19 protein-coding genes and 1 pseudogene are annotated in these 20201 nt (G+C 60.0%); 14 read left to right on the forward strand and 6 right to left on the reverse strand.

The window, feature by feature from the left end:
* The first annotated feature begins 42 nt into the window (after positions 1–42).
* From FYJ92_RS04510 to FYJ92_RS04530, 5 genes are all read left to right on the forward strand, one after another.
* Entirely contained in the window at positions 43–2763 is a 2721-nt protein-coding gene (locus tag FYJ92_RS04510) for a Z1 domain-containing protein (RefSeq protein WP_219729684.1), read from the forward strand.
* The gene (locus tag FYJ92_RS04515; RefSeq protein ID WP_185262787.1) at positions 2760–3752 is read left to right on the forward strand and encodes a PD-(D/E)XK motif protein; all 993 of its coding nucleotides are present in this window, start codon (positions 2760–2762) and stop codon (positions 3750–3752) included. Before FYJ92_RS04510 ends, FYJ92_RS04515 begins: the two co-directional genes overlap by 4 nt.
* Before the next feature lie 683 nt (positions 3753–4435).
* Positions 4436–5587, forward strand: coding sequence for a hypothetical protein (locus tag FYJ92_RS04520; protein ID WP_185262788.1), 1152 nt, complete (start codon positions 4436–4438; stop codon positions 5585–5587).
* 31 nt (positions 5588–5618) lie between these two features.
* Positions 5619–6455, forward strand: a complete 837-nt coding sequence (locus FYJ92_RS04525) for a hypothetical protein (protein ID WP_185262789.1) — start codon at positions 5619–5621, stop codon at positions 6453–6455.
* Entirely contained in the window at positions 6442–7308 is an 867-nt protein-coding gene (locus FYJ92_RS04530; RefSeq protein WP_185262790.1) for a hypothetical protein, read from the forward strand. Before FYJ92_RS04525 ends, FYJ92_RS04530 begins: the two co-directional genes overlap by 14 nt.
* 45 nt (positions 7309–7353) lie before the next feature.
* On the opposite strand, the gene FYJ92_RS04535 is transcribed toward FYJ92_RS04530, so the two are convergent.
* Positions 7354–8835, reverse strand: a complete 1482-nt coding sequence (locus tag FYJ92_RS04535; protein ID WP_255482307.1) for a DNA cytosine methyltransferase — start codon at positions 8833–8835, stop codon at positions 7354–7356.
* A gap of 182 nt (positions 8836–9017) precedes the next feature.
* Here FYJ92_RS04535 and FYJ92_RS04540 point away from each other — a divergent pair, with 182 nt between their 5' ends.
* Complete coding sequence (locus tag FYJ92_RS04540) at positions 9018–9323, forward strand: hypothetical protein (RefSeq protein WP_185262792.1); 306 nt, start codon at positions 9018–9020, stop codon at positions 9321–9323.
* Between the two features lie 228 nt (positions 9324–9551).
* Here the strand turns inward: FYJ92_RS04540 and FYJ92_RS04545 are convergent, their stop codons facing one another.
* Positions 9552–9884 (reverse strand): hypothetical protein, encoded by a 333-nt coding sequence (locus FYJ92_RS04545; RefSeq protein WP_185262793.1) that lies wholly within the window; start codon positions 9882–9884, stop codon positions 9552–9554.
* 279 nt (positions 9885–10163) lie between these two features.
* On the opposite strand from FYJ92_RS04545, the gene FYJ92_RS04550 reads away from it, so the two are divergent.
* The gene (locus FYJ92_RS04550; protein WP_185262794.1) at positions 10164–10832 is read left to right on the forward strand and encodes a GNAT family N-acetyltransferase; all 669 of its coding nucleotides are present in this window, start codon (positions 10164–10166) and stop codon (positions 10830–10832) included.
* Between the two features lie 98 nt (positions 10833–10930).
* A complete protein-coding gene (locus FYJ92_RS19275) occupies positions 10931–11143 on the forward strand; it encodes a KTSC domain-containing protein (RefSeq protein WP_185262795.1) in 213 nt (70 codons plus the stop codon).
* 89 nt (positions 11144–11232) lie between these two features.
* On the opposite strand, the pseudogene FYJ92_RS18930 reads toward FYJ92_RS19275, so the two are convergent.
* Both FYJ92_RS18930 and FYJ92_RS04560 read right to left on the reverse strand, forming a co-directional pair.
* Positions 11233–11569: pseudogene (locus tag FYJ92_RS18930) on the reverse strand (alkaline phosphatase); the annotation flags it as partial.
* Positions 11570–11643: 74 nt separating this feature from the next.
* Positions 11644–12696 (reverse strand): GAF domain-containing protein, encoded by a 1053-nt coding sequence (locus tag FYJ92_RS04560; RefSeq protein ID WP_255482308.1) that lies wholly within the window; start codon positions 12694–12696, stop codon positions 11644–11646.
* A 444-nt stretch (positions 12697–13140) separates the two neighbouring features.
* On the opposite strand from FYJ92_RS04560, the gene FYJ92_RS04565 reads away from it, so the two are divergent.
* Positions 13141–13608, forward strand: coding sequence for a hypothetical protein (locus FYJ92_RS04565; protein WP_255482309.1), 468 nt, complete (start codon positions 13141–13143; stop codon positions 13606–13608).
* A 523-nt stretch (positions 13609–14131) separates the two neighbouring features.
* Positions 14132–14827: a family 16 glycosylhydrolase gene (locus tag FYJ92_RS04570; protein ID WP_185262796.1), complete on the forward strand. Its 696-nt coding sequence runs from the start codon at positions 14132–14134 to the stop codon at positions 14825–14827.
* A 271-nt stretch (positions 14828–15098) separates the two neighbouring features.
* Here FYJ92_RS04570 and FYJ92_RS18935 read toward each other — a convergent pair whose 3' ends face one another.
* Positions 15099–15779: an alpha/beta fold hydrolase gene (locus FYJ92_RS18935; protein ID WP_255482310.1), complete on the reverse strand. Its 681-nt coding sequence runs from the start codon at positions 15777–15779 to the stop codon at positions 15099–15101.
* 175 nt (positions 15780–15954) lie between these two features.
* Positions 15955–16662, reverse strand: a complete 708-nt coding sequence (locus tag FYJ92_RS04580) for a hypothetical protein (protein ID WP_185262797.1) — start codon at positions 16660–16662, stop codon at positions 15955–15957.
* Between the two features lie 166 nt (positions 16663–16828).
* Between FYJ92_RS04580 and FYJ92_RS04585 the strand changes: the two genes are divergently transcribed.
* The 4 genes from FYJ92_RS04585 to FYJ92_RS04600 all read left to right on the forward strand — a co-directional run bounded on the left by FYJ92_RS04585 (position 16829) and on the right by FYJ92_RS04600 (position 20083).
* Positions 16829–17299 (forward strand): DUF6416 domain-containing protein, encoded by a 471-nt coding sequence (locus tag FYJ92_RS04585; RefSeq protein WP_185262798.1) that lies wholly within the window; start codon positions 16829–16831, stop codon positions 17297–17299.
* Between the two features lie 110 nt (positions 17300–17409).
* A complete protein-coding gene (locus FYJ92_RS04590; protein ID WP_185262799.1) occupies positions 17410–17985 on the forward strand; it encodes a GyrI-like domain-containing protein in 576 nt (191 codons plus the stop codon).
* Positions 17986–18389: 404 nt separating this feature from the next.
* Positions 18390–19238 (forward strand): triacylglycerol lipase, encoded by an 849-nt coding sequence (locus FYJ92_RS04595; protein ID WP_185262800.1) that lies wholly within the window; start codon positions 18390–18392, stop codon positions 19236–19238.
* A 188-nt stretch (positions 19239–19426) separates the two neighbouring features.
* Positions 19427–20083: a hypothetical protein gene (locus FYJ92_RS04600; RefSeq protein ID WP_185262801.1), complete on the forward strand. Its 657-nt coding sequence runs from the start codon at positions 19427–19429 to the stop codon at positions 20081–20083.
* Positions 20084–20201: the final 118 nt, after the last annotated feature.

Below are 20201 nucleotides of genomic sequence, written 5' to 3' on the forward strand. Positions count from 1 at the left end.
ATTGTGGTTCGGACGAGTCCGGCCGCTACCATCTGACAAGAGTTGCTACGAACACTGACGGATTATGGGGAAAAGATGAAGTCAACGGAGTATTCCGGCAGCGATGTCGAGAAGATGGCTGACACGCTCGCAACTTTGGTGGCTGGCGGAATGACACTGCAAGGTGCCCAGACTGCCTTGACGTACGCACCAGAGGGTCTCGTGCATGCAGCGCGTGTCGTTTACGAGAAAAGGCTGAACCTCATCAAGGAAATTCCCGATCCCGGCATTTTGGCCGAACGGGAGAGGAAAGTGGGCTTCTGGTATTCCGGCCCACGCCACGACGATGTCGTCTGGCCGACGCTTAAGGCACGGCTGCTTCAAGAACTACCAGAAAACGCAGTAAGGGGGGTTGATGCAGCCTCGTCCAAAGTAATAGGACTGGGCAGTCCTCCAGGCAAGGAAGCCATCAGCACCCGAGGTCTTGTACTTGGCTACGTCCAGAGCGGCAAGACGACTAACTTCATGTCCGTTGTTGCGAAAGCGGCCGACGTCGGATACCGACTCATCATTGTTCTCACCGGAACGACCGAAAACCTTCGCACGCAGACGCAGGATAGGATCAATGACTACCTGATCCAACCGTGCAGTTCAATCTGGCACCCGTTGACTTCCGTCGATATGGACTTCAGCGTGACCACTTCTGCTGACGCGATTCTCAGTAATCCGTCCATGCGCTCAATTGCCGTGGTTAAGAAGAATCCCTCTCGGCTCCGGCGACTACACAAATGGATCAAGACCGCATCCGCGACTACGCGGCAAAATTGTCCAATTCTGATCATTGACGACGAAGCTGACCAAGCATCAATCGATGTAGGAACAAAACGTCAGTCGACCATTAATGGCTTAATCCGAGACCTCCTAGCCAACCCAAAAGCTGCATACATCGCATACACAGCGACACCCTTCGCAAACCTGCTTATCGATCCAAGTGTCGAACATGACCTGTATCCACGAGACTTCATCGTGGACCTACCTCGCCCCGATAACTATTTTGGTGCGGAAAGGATATTCGGTCAGTTCGAAGCTGAGAGCCTCGAGGATTCGGTGGATGATGGCTTGGATGTAGTCCGCTTGATTTCCGATTTGGAGGTTGACTCCGTTCGCCCGCCCCGGAACAAGACGCTTCTGGAACAGTGGTCTCCCGAAGTGCCCGATGCAATGGACGTCGCAATTCGGTGGTTCCTCCTGGCCACGGCATGCCGGCGACTCCGCGCCAACAAGGTTGCCCATTCTTCAATGCTTATCCATACCTCAATGTTGGCTGGCGCGCATGAGAAGACTGCGGAAGCCGTCGTCGATCATTTGGACGGGATTAGGGCCGAGCTGGTCAATGAGGCCCAAAGCGCCTTCGACGTATTCCGCGATCTGTGGGAGTCAGAATCGGCTCGCGTGAAGGCTGACTCATTTGGACATCAGCCGATCGAATTCGGCGATCTCATGCCGCACCTGATTGAGACAGCCCGTGCAACCAAAGTTGTTGTGGATAACTATCAATCAAGCGACCGCTTGGTGTACGACAAGGAGCATCCGCAGACGGCCATCGTCATCGGTGGCAACACGCTTTCCCGTGGATTGACGCTCGAAGGCCTCACCTCGAGCTACTTCGTCCGTGCCTCAACGGCGTATGACACGCTGCTTCAAATGGGACGCTGGTTTGGATACCGAGTCGGCTACGAAGATCTGATCCGCATCTGGATGAGTTCTGAGCTGAAAAGCTGGTTCCTCATGCTGTCCATTGTGGAAGCCGAGATTCGCGAGGAGATCAAAGTCTACGAAGCGGAGGGTAAGACGCCGGCAGAACTTCCTGTCAAGATCCGGACCCATCCGCAAATGTCAGTCACGTCAGCCGCGAAAATGCGTTCCGCTGTCAAAGCGCAAGTCAGTTATTCAGGACGTCGTGTCCAAACAATCATGTTCAACGAAGACGACGGCGCTTGGCTGGAAAGCAACATCACGGCAACCAAAAACCTGTTTGAGCGTCTGATTAGCAATGGCCATCACGAAAACGAACTGGAATCCTCTCGGCGCGGATTCCGTGACGTGTCGGCTGACGAAATTCTGGACTTCCTGGATGGTTACAGGGTCCACGATGCGGCAAAGTCCATTGATAAGGACGCTATCAGCCGCTACATCGAGAAGGAACGTGCCGAAGGCGACTTGAAACGCTGGGAGATTGTACTGATGGAGCCCCTCAACGGCGAAGGGCAGCTGGATCTTGGGCTCGCCGGGAAAGTCCGACTCCTGCGCCGTAAGAAGATGTACATCCCCAGCGACGACGGGACGGCCAATCTAAAGGCAGTCGCTTCGACGTCCGACCGCGTTGCTGATCTTGATGTCGGATTGGACTTTATCCGGAAATCGCTGAATCTAAAGTCCACAGACAAAATCACGGACCGACAGTTGCTGCAATTCCGCCAACTGCGGCAGGCGACGGATCGAAAGGGTCTCCTTTGCATCTATCCCATCGCCAAGGAATCCGACCCAGACCTAGATAAATCCGCGCTGGAACCCGCAGCGAACCGGAGAGTTCCGCTATTCGCGGCTGCCGACGTCGTAGGGCTCTGCTTCATGTTCCCCGATTCGCGCAATCCTCGATCAGTCGTCGACTACGTCGCCGCCAAGATAGACACTGAATACCTTGAAGCTCTAGAAGAGGAACTGGAAGCGGCCGATAAATTGGATGAAGCGAAGGCAATCGAAGACGAGCTGGTGAAAGCATGAGAGAGTCATCGTCTTCAGTCTTTGATTTCCTTGCCAAGGATGTCTCTGCCGCGGGAAGCTTCCATTCCCGGAAATCTGGCATATCTGCGGCGGAAGGCGAGGTGCTTTGTGCCGTTGACGCCGGAGGGCGCCCCACGGTGCTCGTCCCAGTGGAAATATCAAACGGCGGCCCGCTGGACTGGCATAGTAAGTCGCTGTCACTGCAGACACTTGAGCTGGTTGTTGATGGCGTGCAACGGCCTTTCATGATTCTCCGCTGTATCGACCCGAAGCTGCACCACCAGTTCGGGCTACTGGCGGACGACGTTCTGAATGCCATAGAACTGGACCCCGAAAGGGCACCAAACGCAGTTTCGGCGACCTTAGACCGCTGGAAGAATCTCTTTGAGGCCGATCGGGGAGCCCTCTTGGGGCCCGAGCAGTTGGCAGGCATAATGGCGGAGCTCTCAGTCCTCCACGAGCTCGTAAGATGTCACGGACCTCAGGCCATATCTGCGTGGCAAGGGCCCCACGGCAACCGACACGATTTCGTATTCGCGGACTGTTCCATTGAGGTGAAGGCTACGACCAATCACAACAACATGGTGGTTACCATTCATGGAGGCCGTCAGCTGGCTGCGCCGGATCGGGGCGACCTGTACCTTCGGGCCCTCCAACTGGAGCGCTCGCCAAACGGCACATCAGTCCCCGGTAAGGTCGAGGAGCTGATCGCATTAGGTGTTTCCAGGCTTGAGCTTCTGACGGTGCTAGGCGGCGCACACTATTCGGATGCCGAGTCGTCTGCATACGAAGGAGTTAAATTTTCCACGCTGTCCACGGGATCGTATTTGGTTGACGTCAGCTTCCCGCGAATTACCGCGGAAACCTTGATTCCGTCCGGCACTATTGAGCGGCTTGGCAGTATTTCTTACTCCATTGACCTTGGCCATATGGAGGAGGCTGACCTCGACCTGTCGACGGTCCTAATAGCGAACAGTGGGCAAAACTGATGTTGTCGTTGTATAGGCAGCAGTACGGCGCTGATGGCGGCCTGGATGCGCGTTCTGCAGACAACGCCATCGGGCGTACGTCGCTTGGGCTCTGGGATCTTGTGCTTCGCGAGTCTCTGCAGAATAGTTGGGATGCGCGGACTGAAAAGAATGGACGAATCTCATTTGCTGTAGACGAGTATGAAATGTCGATGGAACAAACTCGCATTTTGACTCGAGACGTCTTTGGCGAACTGCCGCCGCATTGCAAATCTACCCATCTTGACAAACACATTTTCGATCGCCGAATGAGAGTTCTCATCATTTCGGATACAGGAACACGCGGCTTGGGAGGTCCTATTCGGGCCGATGTATCAGGGACGTCGGGCGAGCGACGGGACTTCGTCGACTTCGTCCGGAACCTTGGCCGTTCGACCACCAAGGGCCTAGAGGGTGGAACTTATGGACTCGGTAAGGGTGTTTTGTACAGGGCAAGCCAAATGGGCCTTTGCCTTGTCTACTCACAGGCGCGTCAAAATGGATCGATTGAGCCTCGCTTGATTGGCGTGTCAGGAGGTGATGGGGACTATGACGATGATGACAGACGGTACACGGGGCGGAACTGGTGGGGGGTGCCCGGCGCAGACGGGATCGTAGATCCACTCACCGGTCAAAGCGCTCGTGAGCTAGCTGAGAGTCTGGGAATGCGAATTCCGGCGGGCGACGAAACCGGCACGAGCATCATGGTTGTTGCACCGGACTTTGCTGGTGTCACGAACGGCCGTGATCGGGTGGCAGCGATCGCTGAAGCTGCTCTGAAATGGGCGTGGCCACACGCCCTTGATATGGGAAACGGTCCAAATATTCGGTTTGAGTTCACTGCAGAGAACAACTCGATCCCTGGCCCAGAGCCGTTGAACCATCCGGTCTATCGTGAGTTTGCCTCGGCGTACATGGAGTGCCGCAAGCGGATCATGGATCCGAGCCATGAAAGCAATTGGCAGACTACGTTTACACCGATTCGAAGCTTGCGGCCAAATCAAAGTCTGGGACTCTTGACACACCGTATCAACCACACTCCGGTGGCAACCGGATCCGAACTTGAGAACACTGTTGCCCTATTACGGGATCCGCGGATGGTGGTGAAGTATCTTCCAATTTCGGCTCAGCCGAACGGAGTGCCCGTCTTTGGTGTATTCATTTCGGCGCCCGACATGAACGAAAAGTTCGCCAAATCGGAACCTGTGACCCATGACGACTGGGTATATCAGCAAGCCGCATTGGGCAGAAATTCTCCGAACCCCGTCAGGATCGCCTTAGACAAAATTCGCGAAACCTTCCGGGTGCTGTCGGTCCAAGGCGCCAAAGCAGGCAGCGGTGTTGCCTCCAAAGGTGCCTCTAGGGTGTCAGCGGCCCTAGGCAGCCTGCTTTCCGGCTTCTCGGGTAGTGGGGCCGAACAGCAAGCACTGGGCTCGTCTGATGGGCTAAGTGCAAAGCGCCCGCGGAAGGCATCCATCCGTCAACTCGCTGAATCGTCCTTGGACCTGTTGGACGGCGAGATGGTAGCAAGATTCGGATTCGCTGTGACTGGAGGGCGGCCAGGAAACGCTGTGGCAGTCCGTGTTGCCGCCCGTGTCGTTACGGAGTCTGGAGGGAATGAGTCGGTCAGCCCTGCCGACGCCGAGATGCCTCGTTTTATCGGGTGGATGTCATCAGGTGGGCAGCTCTCCTCTGGGGAAGTGTTGACGGTGCCTGTGCCGAGCGATGATGAGATCACAGCCGTGTTCACTCAGCCTGCCGATACGGCAATCCGTGTCACGGCCACCGTGGAGGAGCTTGAAATTGCGGGGAGTTAGTTTCGGGCACCTAACGTTACCCATTGAGGAGGTGTCGACGCTCTCATGGGACGTCTCTGTCGGTGAAACGCTTCTGTCTGATGGCGAGACTCTGGCTGAGAATTGGACATACTATGACGACATCTATATCAAATGCTCGTATCAGTTGGATCTCACGGATGCCTTGCACCGGCTGCGGCTGCCGCCAGGCGCACGCCTAGGGGCAGTAATCATCGCCCGTTCCTCAGGAACGCCGCTTATCACGATCTCTGAAGTCGTCGACGTCCGCGGTGGCCGCCAGCAGGTCTACTTGACGGTACCGGCGGATCAGGTTTCCGGGACGCTGTCCCTGGAATTCCAGATATCGGTCCTCGCTATAGGGCATGCGGTGGAAAGTCCCTTTGCGCCGAAGAGGCTCGGAAACACTGTCTTTCGAGTTGATCGAAAGATTGTTCTGGAGGGCACTGCTCCTCGTCTGCCAATGCTTCCGGTGAGTTTTGCGGACCACGGAATAGCCGGCTCGAGCAGATCACTTTGGTGGCTCCGGCTGACGACGCGTGATTTGGGAGCAAGCGCATCTGCCGCAATTTGGCTATGGCTAAATGTCGACAACCCATTCATCTCCCGGATGCTCGAAGATTCAGACTCCGCGGAGTCTGCTGCATGGCTGAGGTTTCTTGAACTGGATTTCATCCGCCAACTGCTTCGCGAGGCGCTCAGCAGCGACGAGTTGAGCCTTCAAACGGACTATCCCGAGGAATCTCTCGGATACGTGCTGAGCAGTGTGGTCCGGCTCTTGGGCGAATCCTTAGACCAGGTCCAACAGCGGTATCAAGAGGATCCTGGCCGCGTCGAGGCCGAGCTCCAATCGAAAGTTGGTGCCAAATAAAGTGGCGGAAATTCAAACGTTGCTGTGCTACCCTCGTATGCCGCTGTACGAGGCAGCTCAAACTTGGGAGGTGCTCCGCGGTCAGAGTTTGGGAGAGATCGGTTCTTCCCTTGATCTCAGTACTATTCAGGCGCAGTACTACCCCCTTGCCCGGCAGCGTGCAAGTGCCGAAGAGCTACTTGGGCTCCGGGGGAAGATCGTGGGTATTGCTGAGGAATTCGGATTCCCATCAGCGGTGAGCAGCAAAGTACTCGTTGAATTCGATCGATCCGTTGGGCCAGAGGTTCATGCCCAGATGACCATCATGCCCGCCGATGCGTCGTCGATAGATGTTTGGAATTTCATCAACACGGCCGTTGTACCCGACGTTGTCCTCTGGCGGTATGGACGATTCCACACTCAAAGCAAGAAGTGGAATATCTCTGAGGATCGCTTGTTTGACATGACAAGGACAACAATCGGCCGGCTTTGGTGGAGGGTTCATCTTCTTGGTCCCGAACTTGCACGCAAGCTCGGTGAAGATGAAGTTGTAAACCTGCTCGAAAAGCCCCGCATTGGCGGCTATCCGGTTCTTTCCCGCGCGATGGGTGGGCGTCTGTTGGCGTTTGCCTCGGAATCAAACACGGGACGCCGCATGGAACTCTTCCGAGATGCTACGAAACGTCTGCTCCGCAAGATGGCTGTCCAATCCGTCTTTGTGATGACGCCTGAGCAGATTGACGAGTTCGTCACCTCCTTGTTCCTGGAGTCCGCGACGGCCTTGGATATCTCTCCGCTAGGGGCCCCGACGAAACCAGCGAATGACGTGGTTTCGCCGGAACGTGGATTGACTGCTGATTGGCCGGTTTTCTGAGAATGCCTCGGCAGTAGCCGACCACGCCAACAGGGTTCCGCACACTCAGTCCTCCAGTCGTCCCAGCATCTCGGCCACCACATCACCAATCTGTTTGGAAAGCAGCGGGGGCACGGCGTTCCCTACTTGATGGAATTGTTGCGTCCTGGGACCTTCAAAAAAGTAGTTGTCAGGGAAAGATTGGAGTCGCGCGGCTTCGCGTACCGTAAGGCTGCGTGTCTGCTCCGGATCCGGGTGAATGTAATAGTGCCCATCTTTGGAGATGTGTGAAACCACCGTTGTAGCTGGTGCATCCCAAACCTGCACTCTAAAGCGGTCTGTAAAGGGGGGCCGCTCGCTACCGACGTTTTTGTGTTCGGGGTGGAGCGACGTCGGCAGGTCCGTGTACTTTGGGCTCTTGCCCAGTCGTTCCGCAAGCGCCGCGAGTACGCGGTAACGTGCCAAGTCAGAAACCATGTGGGCACGCGGTTCGTGTTGGATAGGCTCGCTAAGCCTTTTGTCATGGATCCACGCCTCATACTCATCCACAGCGAGAGCTCCGGCCTTCACAGGTTCGGGCTTGGTGCCTATTTCGACCGCTCGAACGCTCTCGAGTGCCTCGTTCTGAAGAGCCTCCCAGTCCAGCTCGACTTTCGGCCTTCTCTTCGACTTCGCCGCTCGCGCACTCGGCATTGTTTGTACAGCAGCTCGAACAGTAACTGCCCCGTCTGCTTTGGCGAGCACGTGTCGCGGAAGGCTTGCTGCGACATCACTTCGAACTCCAAGCAGAATCACGCGGTGCCGCCTCTGCGGCACTCCGTATTCTTCTGAACGAATGATGAAGTCCGAGGGTTCCAAGTCTTGCGGCTCGGCGTCCACGACTAATGATCGGATTTCGTAGCTGGTGCCACCAGGGAGGCGCTTGAGGTCACCCAAGATCGTTTGGAACATGCTGCTGTTGCCATTTTTCGACGAGAGAAGCCCCTTCACGTTCTCCATCACAAAAATCGTGGGCTTGAATTTGCCGAGGATGTGGAGGTACTCACGGTAGAGGAAATGCTTGTGATCTGCCGCGAACAACTCGTCGCCCGTTCTGCGTGACCGCCCGGCAAGGGAATATGCTTGGCACGGCGGACCCCCAATGAGCGCCCAATGTCCCCGCTCATTCTCTGGCCCGAGCTGCCGTTCGATGAAGTTGTCCACCTTGGGTCGGTTGTCCTCCCCAAGCTCGACCTGGTAGACGTGCGCTTTCGCAGTTTCATAGGCCTCTTTAAAGTCACCCGTGAGGACAGACTGCCACGCCTTTTTGCCTTGGATATAGTCGAAGTAGGGCTGCAGATCGCCCCCAGATCGAACGAGCTCCCGGTATGTTGCACGCAGCCTCAGCGTCTGGCAGGCCAAGCTATCCATCTCAAACGACGCCAACGCTTTGAAGACGAAGTCGCCCGACTCATCTCGTACGCTGGAAAAACCCTCGTTCAAGCCGCCTGGCCCGGCGAAAAGGTCGATTACTGGAAACACTTGCACCCCTTGATCTTTGGCTTCCAAGATACCAGGCCCCGACGACATCGTTCGTTCAGCGGCCGCCAGCTAAGAGGTGTGTGCCTGGTTCGATTCCGTGTGGGTGGCACCAACGCATTACGCCAGCAGCGAGCAACAAAGCCGGGCGTCAGTCCGGCCTGTATCTTCCTCTTGGGGGTGTCCCCATTCACACAACGCAGGGAGACAGCATGACTGAGGTTTGGGTTAAGACAAGCGACAACAGGCAGAAGATTCGCGCCAGCGACATTTCCATCGTCGGCATCCTTACGGGCGGCCGCGACGCGCTGGTCGAGGTCACTGCCCTCGGCAACAAGCACGTTATCGCACGCAAGAAGGAAGCTGTTGCGGCGGGTGATGACTTCCACAGCGATAAGGTTCTCGACGTTGCGTCGGATATCGCTGACGACTTCCTCAACACCGTTTACCGCATTAGCGACACAGGTGCGGCCTACTACGAGATCGGCTTCGACGGCTCGGATTGGCAAATCTTGTAATGAAACTTCGGCGCAACCGCGCCAACACAAACAGGTCCACCTGGTTATTCCGGTGGGCCTTTTTGTTTGTCTAAAGCCAGTTCCGCCCCTAGGGCCGTCAGCCCTTAGGAGGCACTGCGTGACTCTGGTGAAAGTTCTCTGACCGCGCCGCCGACATGCACTCGCTCCGGGCACCGCGGCTTGGCTTTGGAAGGTCGGCGTTGTTGACGGACTCACGAACAGCTTCCGCTACGTAGCGGTCCCCGACGTTCCGACCATCGACTTCACGGACCTGACTGAAGTCGATCCCGACACCCTGGAGCCCGCCCCCGCGCCGAACCCTGTATGGCATGCGTACATCGCTGACATTGAGGCCTCAGCCGCCGCATCGAGGGCTGCAGCCGCGGGCTCCGCCACTTCAGCAGTGTGGAGCGCCAGCTCGGCGACCGCTTCCTCATCTTCCGCTTCCAGTACCAAGACTGCCGCGGCCGGCTCGGCTACTGCAGCCGCCGGCTCCGCGACCACCGCGACCGCCAAGGCCACTGAGGCTGCGGCCAGCGCAGAAGGATTCTCGATCGGCACAGTTACTACCGGCAGCCCTGGCTCCGCTGCTCGCGCCACGATCACTGGCGCCAACCCCAGTCGGAAGCTGAACCTCACGCCCCCGAAGGGTGAGACTGGCCCAGCCTCCGCACCCTCTGTCGGAGAGGTGGTCACCGGCCCCGAAACGTCTGGCGCGATAGGCCCAGTCGGGCCTATCGGCCCGAAGGGTGATCCGAGCTGCCCGCCGCCGCCACAATCGGCGCGGGCAGAACCAAGCTCCCGTTCCGCGCCACCGAGAGCAAGGTAGGTTATGGTCCCATGATGAAGCTTCAGCTACTGACCCCAGAGCACCTTGAACGCAAGCTGTATGTATCGCCTTACACTGAGTCCGACGACTTCAATGAGGACTGGTGGCAGCCGGGTTGCATCGTGTTCGACTCTGCTGAGGATTCGGACCGGTTCCAAATCCTGTTGCGTGGCGTGGAGGTTGGACGCATCATGGCTGTCGATGACGGTACGCACCCGGCAAAGGAGTTTGGTGTGCCGGCGAAGGATTCTTTTGTACACCTTCCATTCATCGAGACTGCTGAGTCATGGCGGCGTCAGGGTCTGGCCACGCAGATGCTCCGTCTGCTCCGGGAGCACTACCAAGACAGGAACCTAATGGCGTTTTCTGAGGGGGCAGACGACTTTTGGGACTCTACCGCTTGGGAGCGCTTCGAGCATTGCGAGGCGGCACAAAGCCACCAAACACTGTACATCTCTTGGGCAGGTCAGACGGAGACCTCAGGGGTCGATAACTCCGCGCGCCGTGCAGACGCGGCGTTTTCATTGCTGAACATCGGTCCCCCTTTGGACTTAGCCGGAGAGCACCGGCGATTCGATCAAGACGGCGAGTGGAAGCGGGAGGGGCCGATTCAACTTCCTGGACGATGCCACCACGATATCTGTTCAACTGACCGCATACAGTGGCTGAGTTATCGCTGATCGCCCAAGTGCGGAAACTATCTGGCTGTGCTGAGCCCAACGTTGCACGGGCCGTGTGTCTGTCGTGGGTCCATGCCGGCTTCATGTTTCACTGAGACATGCAACCAATTTCAGTTCAGTCATCCAACGTACAAGCCGTTCAATACTCGCCAGCAGCCTTGACGCTGACAGTCTGGTTCCAATCCGGAGGGGTTTACGAGTACCACGGCGTTGCTGAGCATCTGTATCAACAGTTTCTTGCGGCGCAGCCGCATCCGTGGACCGCTGTGGGTAGAGCGATCAAACTGCATCGCTTTGTAAAGCTGGCTTGAGGCGTCTTGTCCATCAGAAAAATCACCCCACCGCCGAGATACTGTCCCTGCCCATCTCAGCCGCGTACCTGCAGCCCCGGCACACCGTCCTAGATCGTGAAGGCGGCCGTCGTGCTGACGGGGGATCCCGGCGTCGTGACGTAGTCCAAGACACGGAAGTCGGCGGTGAGGGCGTCCATGGTGATTTGGTGTTCACGTGTAGCCGCGGTTGTCGTTGTAGAACTTCAGGTGCGGGTTCTAGGCCGTAAGCGGGTCCATGGTGGAGCCGTTGCCCGTCGAGGTGATGGATTGCATACGTGCTCAGAGCCGACCATGGGGGAAGCGGGCGTTGCGAAAGTTTGCGTCCACCCAGCCCTGCGTAATTCGGCGGCAAAAGGCGGCGCGGCCGTCGCACCCGTCCATGAAGACGTCGTCGATATTCGGTGCCAGGGGTTTCGACAGGCTCAACCACCGAAGGAAGTCCAAACACCATGGGGAGGGCTCAACCACCGAGGCTGGCCTCAACCCGCGGCGGACGAAGCCCGGAACGACAGATACCGCGCATCCCCGCGTCCCACCAGCCGTCCCAGTTCCTCGACTGCCTCGAAATCCGGGGCACCCATATCAGAGGACAGCCACCGAACCAGCAGCCCGGGATTCCCGCTCGACCGCACAGCCGAACCAACTGCCAGGTCGAGCTGGTCGCGGAGCAGCTGGACAGCCAGAGCACCCGAGCGGCTGAGCAGGGGAGCCCGGTATGCCTCCAGCGCTTCGGCCACCCGTCCGTCGCGTAGCAGCCGCAGCACACGCCCCGAATCCGAACAGCCCACCAGGCCCGCTACGAGGCGATAAGGGTTCGACTCCACGGCCTCGCCCAGCATGGATCGGATCCTGAACATCTCGGTGCGGATGGCAGCCGTGGTGCCCGCATCGCCGTGGAGCTCATAGGCCAGTTCCTCGGCACTCCAGCCGTGGGTGCGTGAATCCAGCAGCGCCAGGATCTCGGCCCGGCGCAGCGTCAGCGGCACTCTGCTGCCGTCCCGGAACACCGCGGCGGGTTTGTCCCCGAGCAGCTCCAGCGACTCAACGGCAGCAACCGGCCGCCGGATAGCCTGCCGGGACGCACGAGAAGGAGAAGAGGCACCCAAGGCCGTCCCGCCGTCGGGCCTTCCCAAAAGCGACTCCGCCACCCGGACCGCGCACCGCACCATCCGCAGCGTGTCCGCGCTGATGGTGTCCAGCGGTCCGGAGATGTCGAGCACGCCCAGCAGCCGGCCCGTGGCCGGGTCCGTGATGGGCGCCGCCGTGCAGGCCCACTCATGGTGGGTGCGGACCAGGTGCTCGGCGGAGAACAGCTGCACCGGCCGGCCGGTGACCAGCGCCTCGCTGATGGCGTTGGTGCCGATCCCGGCTTCGGACCAATCGGCCCCTTCGGAGAACTCCAGCCGGTCCGCCCGCCGCAGCACCTCCGCGCTGCCCACGCGCCACAGGATCTCCCCGCTGGCGTCGGTGAGCACCAGCAGGTGCCGGCCGGAACTGGAATCGTCGGCCAGCAGGTCGTTCAGGGCCGGCATGACCTGCTGCAGCCGGTGCTCCCGCCGCAGCTCCAGGACGTCGGCGGCGTCGTGCAGGTGCCGGGGGGCTGTGCTGGTCCGGGCTGATGCCCAGGGCCATGGAGCGGCGCCACGAATCGGCGAGGTCGTTGGGGATCTCGGGGCGCGGGACGCCGGAGATGACCAGTTCGTGGGCGCGGCGCAGGGCGCGCGAGTACTTCGCCGGGTCCGAAAACCTCAGGCCGTAGTCCAAAACAGTGTCCTCCTCACCGGCGGCGTCCTTGCCGGCAGTGCCCGTGTAACGAGGCTGTTACCCCCACGGCGTTCCAATAGTGATGACCATAGAGGGCGTTGAGACTGTCATCTACCTGGATAAGGAATACAAGGACGGGCAGCTCGTAGCGGAAACCCGGGATTTACCTGGCACAACACAAAAACGGTGACGTGTGATACTTCGGCGAGGACGTGAACAACTACTCGAATGGGATGTTGCTGAACCACGCCGGAAGCTTTCTCCACGGAAAAGATGGGGCAAAAGCCGGCATCTGGATGAAGGCAGAGCAGCGTGTTGGCGATTCCTATAAGCAGGAATTTTATGTTGGCCATGCAGGAGATATCCGGGACACCGTCGCTACCGGCGAGACCGTGTCCACGAAAACCCGCACCTACACCGACTGCGTCAAGGTTTACGACTGGACGCCGTTTGAAAAGAATCCCCGGGAGCATAAATATGGCTGCCCCGAGGTCGGTGCGCTGGTCCTTACCGAGGACCTGCAGACAGGAGAACTGTCAGAGTTCGTGGATGTTGTCCAGCCCTATCCTTCCAACAGCACATCCGCATTCCGTCAGCACCTCCGCGAAGCTTCAGTAGCTGACGCGAAACAAGTACTCCGAGTGGCCGAACCGGGGGGTATGACGCCAAAAGATGAGTAGCCGGTACTCATGACCTGTCGCGGCCCCGCTCATAACCTGAACCGACAACAATAGAATCAGGCCGCCGCAAAACGTTCTTACTCGAGGTCACCCGCCGAGGCGTACATGGAAGGACCATAGTGCAACCAGCCCTCACAGTTCCCGGTATTCCAGGGTGGGCACAGGCCGGCAGGAGCCCACAGCATAGGCAGCATTCCATCCCTGCCCTGACCCGAGGCATGGATTTCCCATGAAGCGCCGCTCACTGTGCTGGTTGTGCTGCCTTCTAATCCTGGCCGGGCTGTCAGCGAGTGCAGCTCAGTCTGCATTCTCCATTCCGCAGCCATCTTCTGACTCGGGAACCACGGCATCAAAACCTGCCGAAGCCGATCCAGCGGACTCCGGCGTGGCGGGTGCTGACGTGCCGGTGGAGTCGCCTTCTCCCGATAGCGGGGCTGGGGTCCCGACGGAAGCTCCTTCTCCTGGTTTTGGTGCAGACACTCTCGCCGACGCGACTTCCGGCAATCCCGATGGAGCTGATTCAGTGGCTGCGGCTCCCGTCCCGGGCAAGACGCAGCCAGCTCCGCTCGGCGTTCGCGGCTCGTGGAATCTGGTTTTCGAAGATGAATTCAACATCCTGAACACAGCAGTCTGGACTCCATACTGGTTCAATGACTGCAACCCCAAATCGGTGATGAACAACGTCAAGACCTGTTCGAGCAACATAAGGGTTGCCAACGGTGAAGCAGTTCTCCAGCTCACCGACGCTGAGTCCGGGGCGCTTCTCTCCACCAATCCCAAGGACGGCGTTCCCGGCCATGCGGGCTTCGAGTTCACCACCGGCTACGTCGAAGCGCGGATTTCCTTCCCGGGAACCTGCAGCTTCGGGATCCTCAACTGGCCAGCGTGGTGGACAGTGGGGCAGCGATTTCCCCACACCGGGGAAATCGACATAGCAGAGTCCCTTGCCGGTTATGTGGAGAGCGTCTATCACTCAGAGGACTGGTCGAAAAGCCAGCAGGTCTCCGGCTGCTGGGCCGGTGAATACCACACGTACGGTTTGTACCGGAAGGCTGGAGTCAATGACATCTACTACGACGGCCGGCGCGTCCACTCCTATGCAACGAATGACGGCAACAGCCCACATTATCTCATCCTGAATGTGGGCGTTGCGGGGGGCCCCCGGATTTTCGGCGAGCGGGGCAGCATGAAGGTTGACTATGTGCGGGCTTGGCGGTAGCCCTGGCCGGCGCTGATCGATCTTCGAATTTCCTGCTCACGCGCAGCAACGGGCAGGAAGTCAGACCGCACCGACGGAACGTCTGGCCGGACATCCCGCTGGAACCAGTTGTCGAGCCTACCCCCGCGCCTGCAGCCCCGGAACTCCGTCCTGGATCGCGAAGGAGGCCTTCGTGCTAACAGACGCATCCGGCGTCGTGACGTAGTCCAGGACCCGGAAGTCTGCGGTGAGCGCGTCCTTGGTGACCCTGGTCCCAAGAAGCTCCAGCGACTCATCGGCAGAAGCCGGCCGGCGGACAGCCTGCCGGGACGCACGGACGGGAGACGAGGCACTCAGGGAGGTCCCGCCGTCGGGCGTTCTGCTTCGGACCAGTCCGCCCCTTCGGCGAACTCCAGCCGGTCAGACCGCCACAGCATCTCCGGGCCCGCCACAGGATCTCGCCGCGGGCGTCGGTGAGCACCAGCAGGTGCCGGCCGGAACTTGAATCATCGGCCAGCAGGTCGTTGAGCGCCCGCTCCCAGATCCGGTTCAGCAGATCCAGCTCGCCGGGGGGGTGTCGTAGCGGTGGTAACCGACGGTCTGACGGACGATGTGCCAGTTCTTCTGCTCCACCAGGACACTCACCACTATTGGTACGCCGCCGTACCCGCTTACCGAGTCGGAGCGCAGGCAAAATGCACTCCTCGTCTACCTGTAACGGACCGTCAGGAGCGCTTAGGGCCGCCCGTTCGGCCTCCGCTGCGTCCAGCAGTTCATCGTCGCGGCCAGCCAGCATCAGGACGGGCACCTGCAGACGGGGTAAAACCGGGCGGACGTCGGGGCGGTGCATCATCACTGATTGCATGGCCCAGTATTTTCCGGGCTTGTCCCCTGCCATAAAAGCAGCTTTCACCACCGCCGCAGCCTGCGGGGCGGTGGTGGCCACCCCCTTGCCGGCCAATGCCTCCACCATGATCCGACTGAAAGGTCGTGGCCCCACTATCGCTTCGGATGAGTCACCGGAGCCGGCCACGTCGCGCCGCTACTTGTGGCACCCCGTGAAGTCACCGAGCGAGTCCTGGCGTTCTGGTCCGACCTCCACGGATAAGCGCGGCTGTCCAGAAGATCCGCGTGCCGCCGTTTTCGTACTAGAAGTGCTGTGCACACACGTCAGTACCGGGCTGCATAACCGTTCCCTCTCCGAATGCGGGGTCATTTTGGCTTCCGGTCCAGATGGCACCGCCCCCAGGGCAGGGCCTCACCTCGAACGCCAGGCCATCACGCTGGGCCCGAAGGTGGCGCCCGTCATCCTTGACCACTTCCCAGCCCGCCTCTTGCAGCGCCGCACGATAGTGCTGCAACACATCGACCTCTCCTGAGAGCACAAACCAGCGGGCACAGCCGCCCACACCGCTTATGCCGCCACCGCTGTAAAGGCCGATGTGTTCAATGGAATCGAACGCCCGCTGGGACTCGCGGTCTGCGGTGGCCATGGGCTCATCCGTGCCCTCGATCACGCATTGCGGTGTGGAACCGAATTGCCTCTCGGTCTTCTGCCCCAGCGCCGAGGGGGTGACAGCGAGCATCCCGAGCAGCACGAGGACCGGGATAGCCACGGCCGTCAGCCGCATCCACAGTCGTGGCGAGAACACCAAAGCGAACACCCCAACCACCGCGACCACGCCGAGGGCCAACCCTGCGGGACCGGCCGTCAACCCCCAGATGAGTCCCTCGAACGCGGTATCAGTGATATCGCCGTACATTCTCATGAATTCGTAGTGGACCAGCACCGCCAGCACCGCCAGTCCTGCCTCAATGACGAGCAGCACCGCAACAGAGACAACTCGGCCGGTCATGGGCATGGCTCATTGTAGGGTCCGTCTGACCTGCTGTACATGGGCCGACGCTCGCGAGAGCCCTTGCCCTATTCGCAAGATATGTTGCAACCCCTCTTGACGCACTGGGCTTCTTGACGCCACACCTGAATCCCCAACCTATCTTGTAACCCATCTTGGAGTTCAAATGTTCATTCCGATCACCGTCCACGTCCCCGAACACCGCGTTGAGGAGTTCTACATCCGATTTGGAGAATTCATCGCCGACGTCCCTGATCCGGATGCGCCCACCCGGCTGCCGTCGGGGACCGTCCCCGCCTGGGTCGAGACCGACGAAGCTCCCGCTATCGCCGCGACCCTATGGAATAAGATCTCGCCGCAGGGACAAGAAGTTCTCCTTCACTTGATCCGGGCGACCGGCGACGAAACCATGCATTTCCTTCCATGGGAGATCGCCAAGGCGATCTCGCACCCGAAAGGTGCGTCGGGCGTGGCAGGCACTCTCGGTGGTGTGGGGAAGGCCATCCGTCGCGCGGGGCTTCCGATGTACACCACCCCCAAGGGCAAGCCGTGGCACTACATCTGGGGTTGGGACGGTGAACGCTACTCCATGACTCCCGAAGTCGCTCGGCTCTTGCGCACGGCCGCAGGCAACTGACAGCAAAGATCCTTCCGACGAGGACTTGGCGGGAGCGCGATTTAATCAAACCGCAATAGTTGGGCGTGAGTGTGAATCGATGAGCGAAGTTTGATGCGGAAGGGGAAACCGTGATCGCAGTTCTGAACGGAGCCGTCGGTTACATCGAGGAGCGCCTCACCGAGTACATCCGCCGGCGGCGCATGACCGTCGCCGCGGCCGACGTCATCGGAGATCAACCGGCCTTCCGGCTCGTCGGCCACACGGCTCGCGTGCCGCTCATTAACCACGGCCCCAACCCGCACATCCAGGCGCATATCGCCTCGCTGCCCGAAGCGGAGCACTCTCGCCTCAAGGCACTGAGCAACACTGAACGGGCAGGACTGCTTCAAGTGAGTGCCGACGTCGACCCCGATTACACCGAGGGCAGCGAGCTGACGTACCTGCACGGCGTCGCCGTCAGCGAAGGGGCGCCGGTGCCCGAGGACCTCGACGCGATCGAGGTCCCGGCCGGCACCTTGGCGGTGTTCCGCACCACCGGACCCTACCCGGCAGCCCTCCAGTCGACGTGGGCGGCGACGGCCTCCGACTGGTTCCCCTCCAACCCCTGGCGGGGGCCCGGCCCGTCGGTCGTGGCCATTCTCGACCGCGCCGCCGACTTCAGCACCGCAACCTCCGAGTTGTGGCTGCCGGTGGAACGCGCCTAACGACGAGATGCCAACCGACTGGGACTTTTTGGACTAACGCCAACTCCAGCACCCTTTGAATCATCTGCGCGTCAGTCTGGCCGCACATCAGTGACCTCGCCCTCTGACGCACATTCGCGTTAACCCAGCCCTCTATGAACGTTTGTGCAGATGCTTCTGGCGATCGTCTGGGCCCAAACACCCGAGTAGAAGCTACTGTCGAGTAACTACGCGGCGATCGAGCGTTTTACCCTTTGGGAGAGCGCCCGGGCTGGCAGCTTTCTTCGCGCACATCTGTGCAGCCAACCCCATATGGACTCCCGGGCTGCATACATTTGAGTACCCCGGCCCAAGCCTTGGTTGACACGAAGAACAAACATCCACGGCCGGCCCCACCCCGCTGACACACGAACAATGAGGTTTCTATGTCACTGCTTACCAAAACCCTGTCCGTCGCCGCGGCGGCCGTCCTTGCCGGCTCCCTGGCCGTGGCTCCCGCCCAGGCGGACGTTGTTGAGATTTCCCCGCCCGGAGCCAACGACTGGTCCTGCAAACCAACCGCCGAGCATCCGTATCCGGTCATCTTGGTCCCAGGAACCTTCGAGAGCATGGTGAAGAACTGGTCCACCCTGTCGCCGTACCTCAAGAGCGCCGGGTACTGCGTTTTCGCCCTGAACTACGGCGAGACGAACGGCGTGCACGCCACCGCGCCGGTGGCCGAGTCCGCGCAGGAACTCGCCCCGTTCGTGGACGCGGTACGTGCTGCCACCGGCGCGAAGAAAGTGAATCTGGTGGGCCACAGCCAGGGCGGCATGATGCCCCGCTACTACATGGGCTTTCTCGGCGGAGCCAAGCACGTCCACCAGCTCATTGGCATCGCACCCTCCAACCATGGCACGGAAGGTGTAATCGTCCCGCCGCCGGGCTTTATCCCGCCTCCGGACTACACCGGCCTGGGCTGTGCGGCCTGCGCCGACCAGCAGGCCGGATCGGCGTTCATGCAGCAGCTCAACTCCATCGGCGACACCGTTGCGGGACCGTCCTACACCGTCATCTCCACGGTCTACGACGAGGTGGTCATTCCCTACAACAGCCAGTTCCTCAACGGCCCGGCACGGCAGGTCACCAACATCACCATCCAGGACAAGTGCCCGGCCGATCTCTTCGAACACGACCAGACGCCGAACGACCCCGTGGTGCACCAGATCGTGGCCCACGCACTGGGTAAGACTTCCGGCCCCGCTGATCCGGCCTACCAGCCCCGCTGCATTTAGCAGGGATCAGGCAGGCCGCCCCTCGGCCTGCTCTCAGTCGACGTTATCCAGAACGACGACGGCGAATTCGTCGCCTCGCAGTGGGGCCCCGGGGCGTGGCTGCTCCAAGGAATGGGCTGGATGAATCCCCCTATGGACTGCCCCGTTCCAGGAGGCTTAATCTGGGAGAGGCGGACTAAGGAGACGTCATGAAGCGCTTGCTTATTGGACTATGCACGGCGGCAATGGTGGCCCTGACTGCACCACCAGCCGGAGCCGCTCCCAACAGTTACCACACGATTTCGTCATCGCATGGCTCTGCAGCGGTGGTCGAGACCGTCGGCTGCGAGCGGACCGAAATTTTCGTCTCCTCAATGGTGGCCATGTTCGCTGCCCAGCCCGGTCCCGTCAACAAGCAGGGCCTGACCAGCGTGTTCGTGCGCATCACCGACGTCTGTGCTGCCCCCGGCCGCGGCGTGGTGCTGTTCCAGGCCGACGGCCAGAACCTGGCACCCTTGGAGGTTCGTCCGAGACTGACCGCCGCATCCATCACCACCGAACTGGCCGGCACCGATGGCGACGGCAACCCCGTCACTATCAGCCTCTCGGCGTCGTGGACCGGCACCGGCCCGCTCGAGCATGACACCCTCAGCTCACACGAGAACATCCCAGGTGTGGGCAACGTCAACTCGACCGACAACAATTTGAGGCGTGTTGCCACGGCAACTGTGTCGGTCACAGTCAACGGACTGACGGTGGCGGGCACGGACAGCGAAGCAGTCCTTGAACAGGTGAAGGCACGCTGCATCGAGATTGCCCGCCCGGGTGTAGAGGGGTTCTTCCCGTGCTTTGGGTTCCCGGGGTAGCGGATGCCGGAGGCACGGCGGCAAGCCCTGGTCCCTGGGAGTTGCCGCCGCTGACCGCGACGGCGACGACCAGCATTTCGTTGAACAGATCGCGGAAGACTGGCGTGCTCCAGGGTTG

This window comes from Pseudarthrobacter sp. NBSH8, assembly GCF_014217545.1.
Taxonomy (GTDB): Bacteria; Actinomycetota; Actinomycetes; order Actinomycetales; family Micrococcaceae; genus Arthrobacter.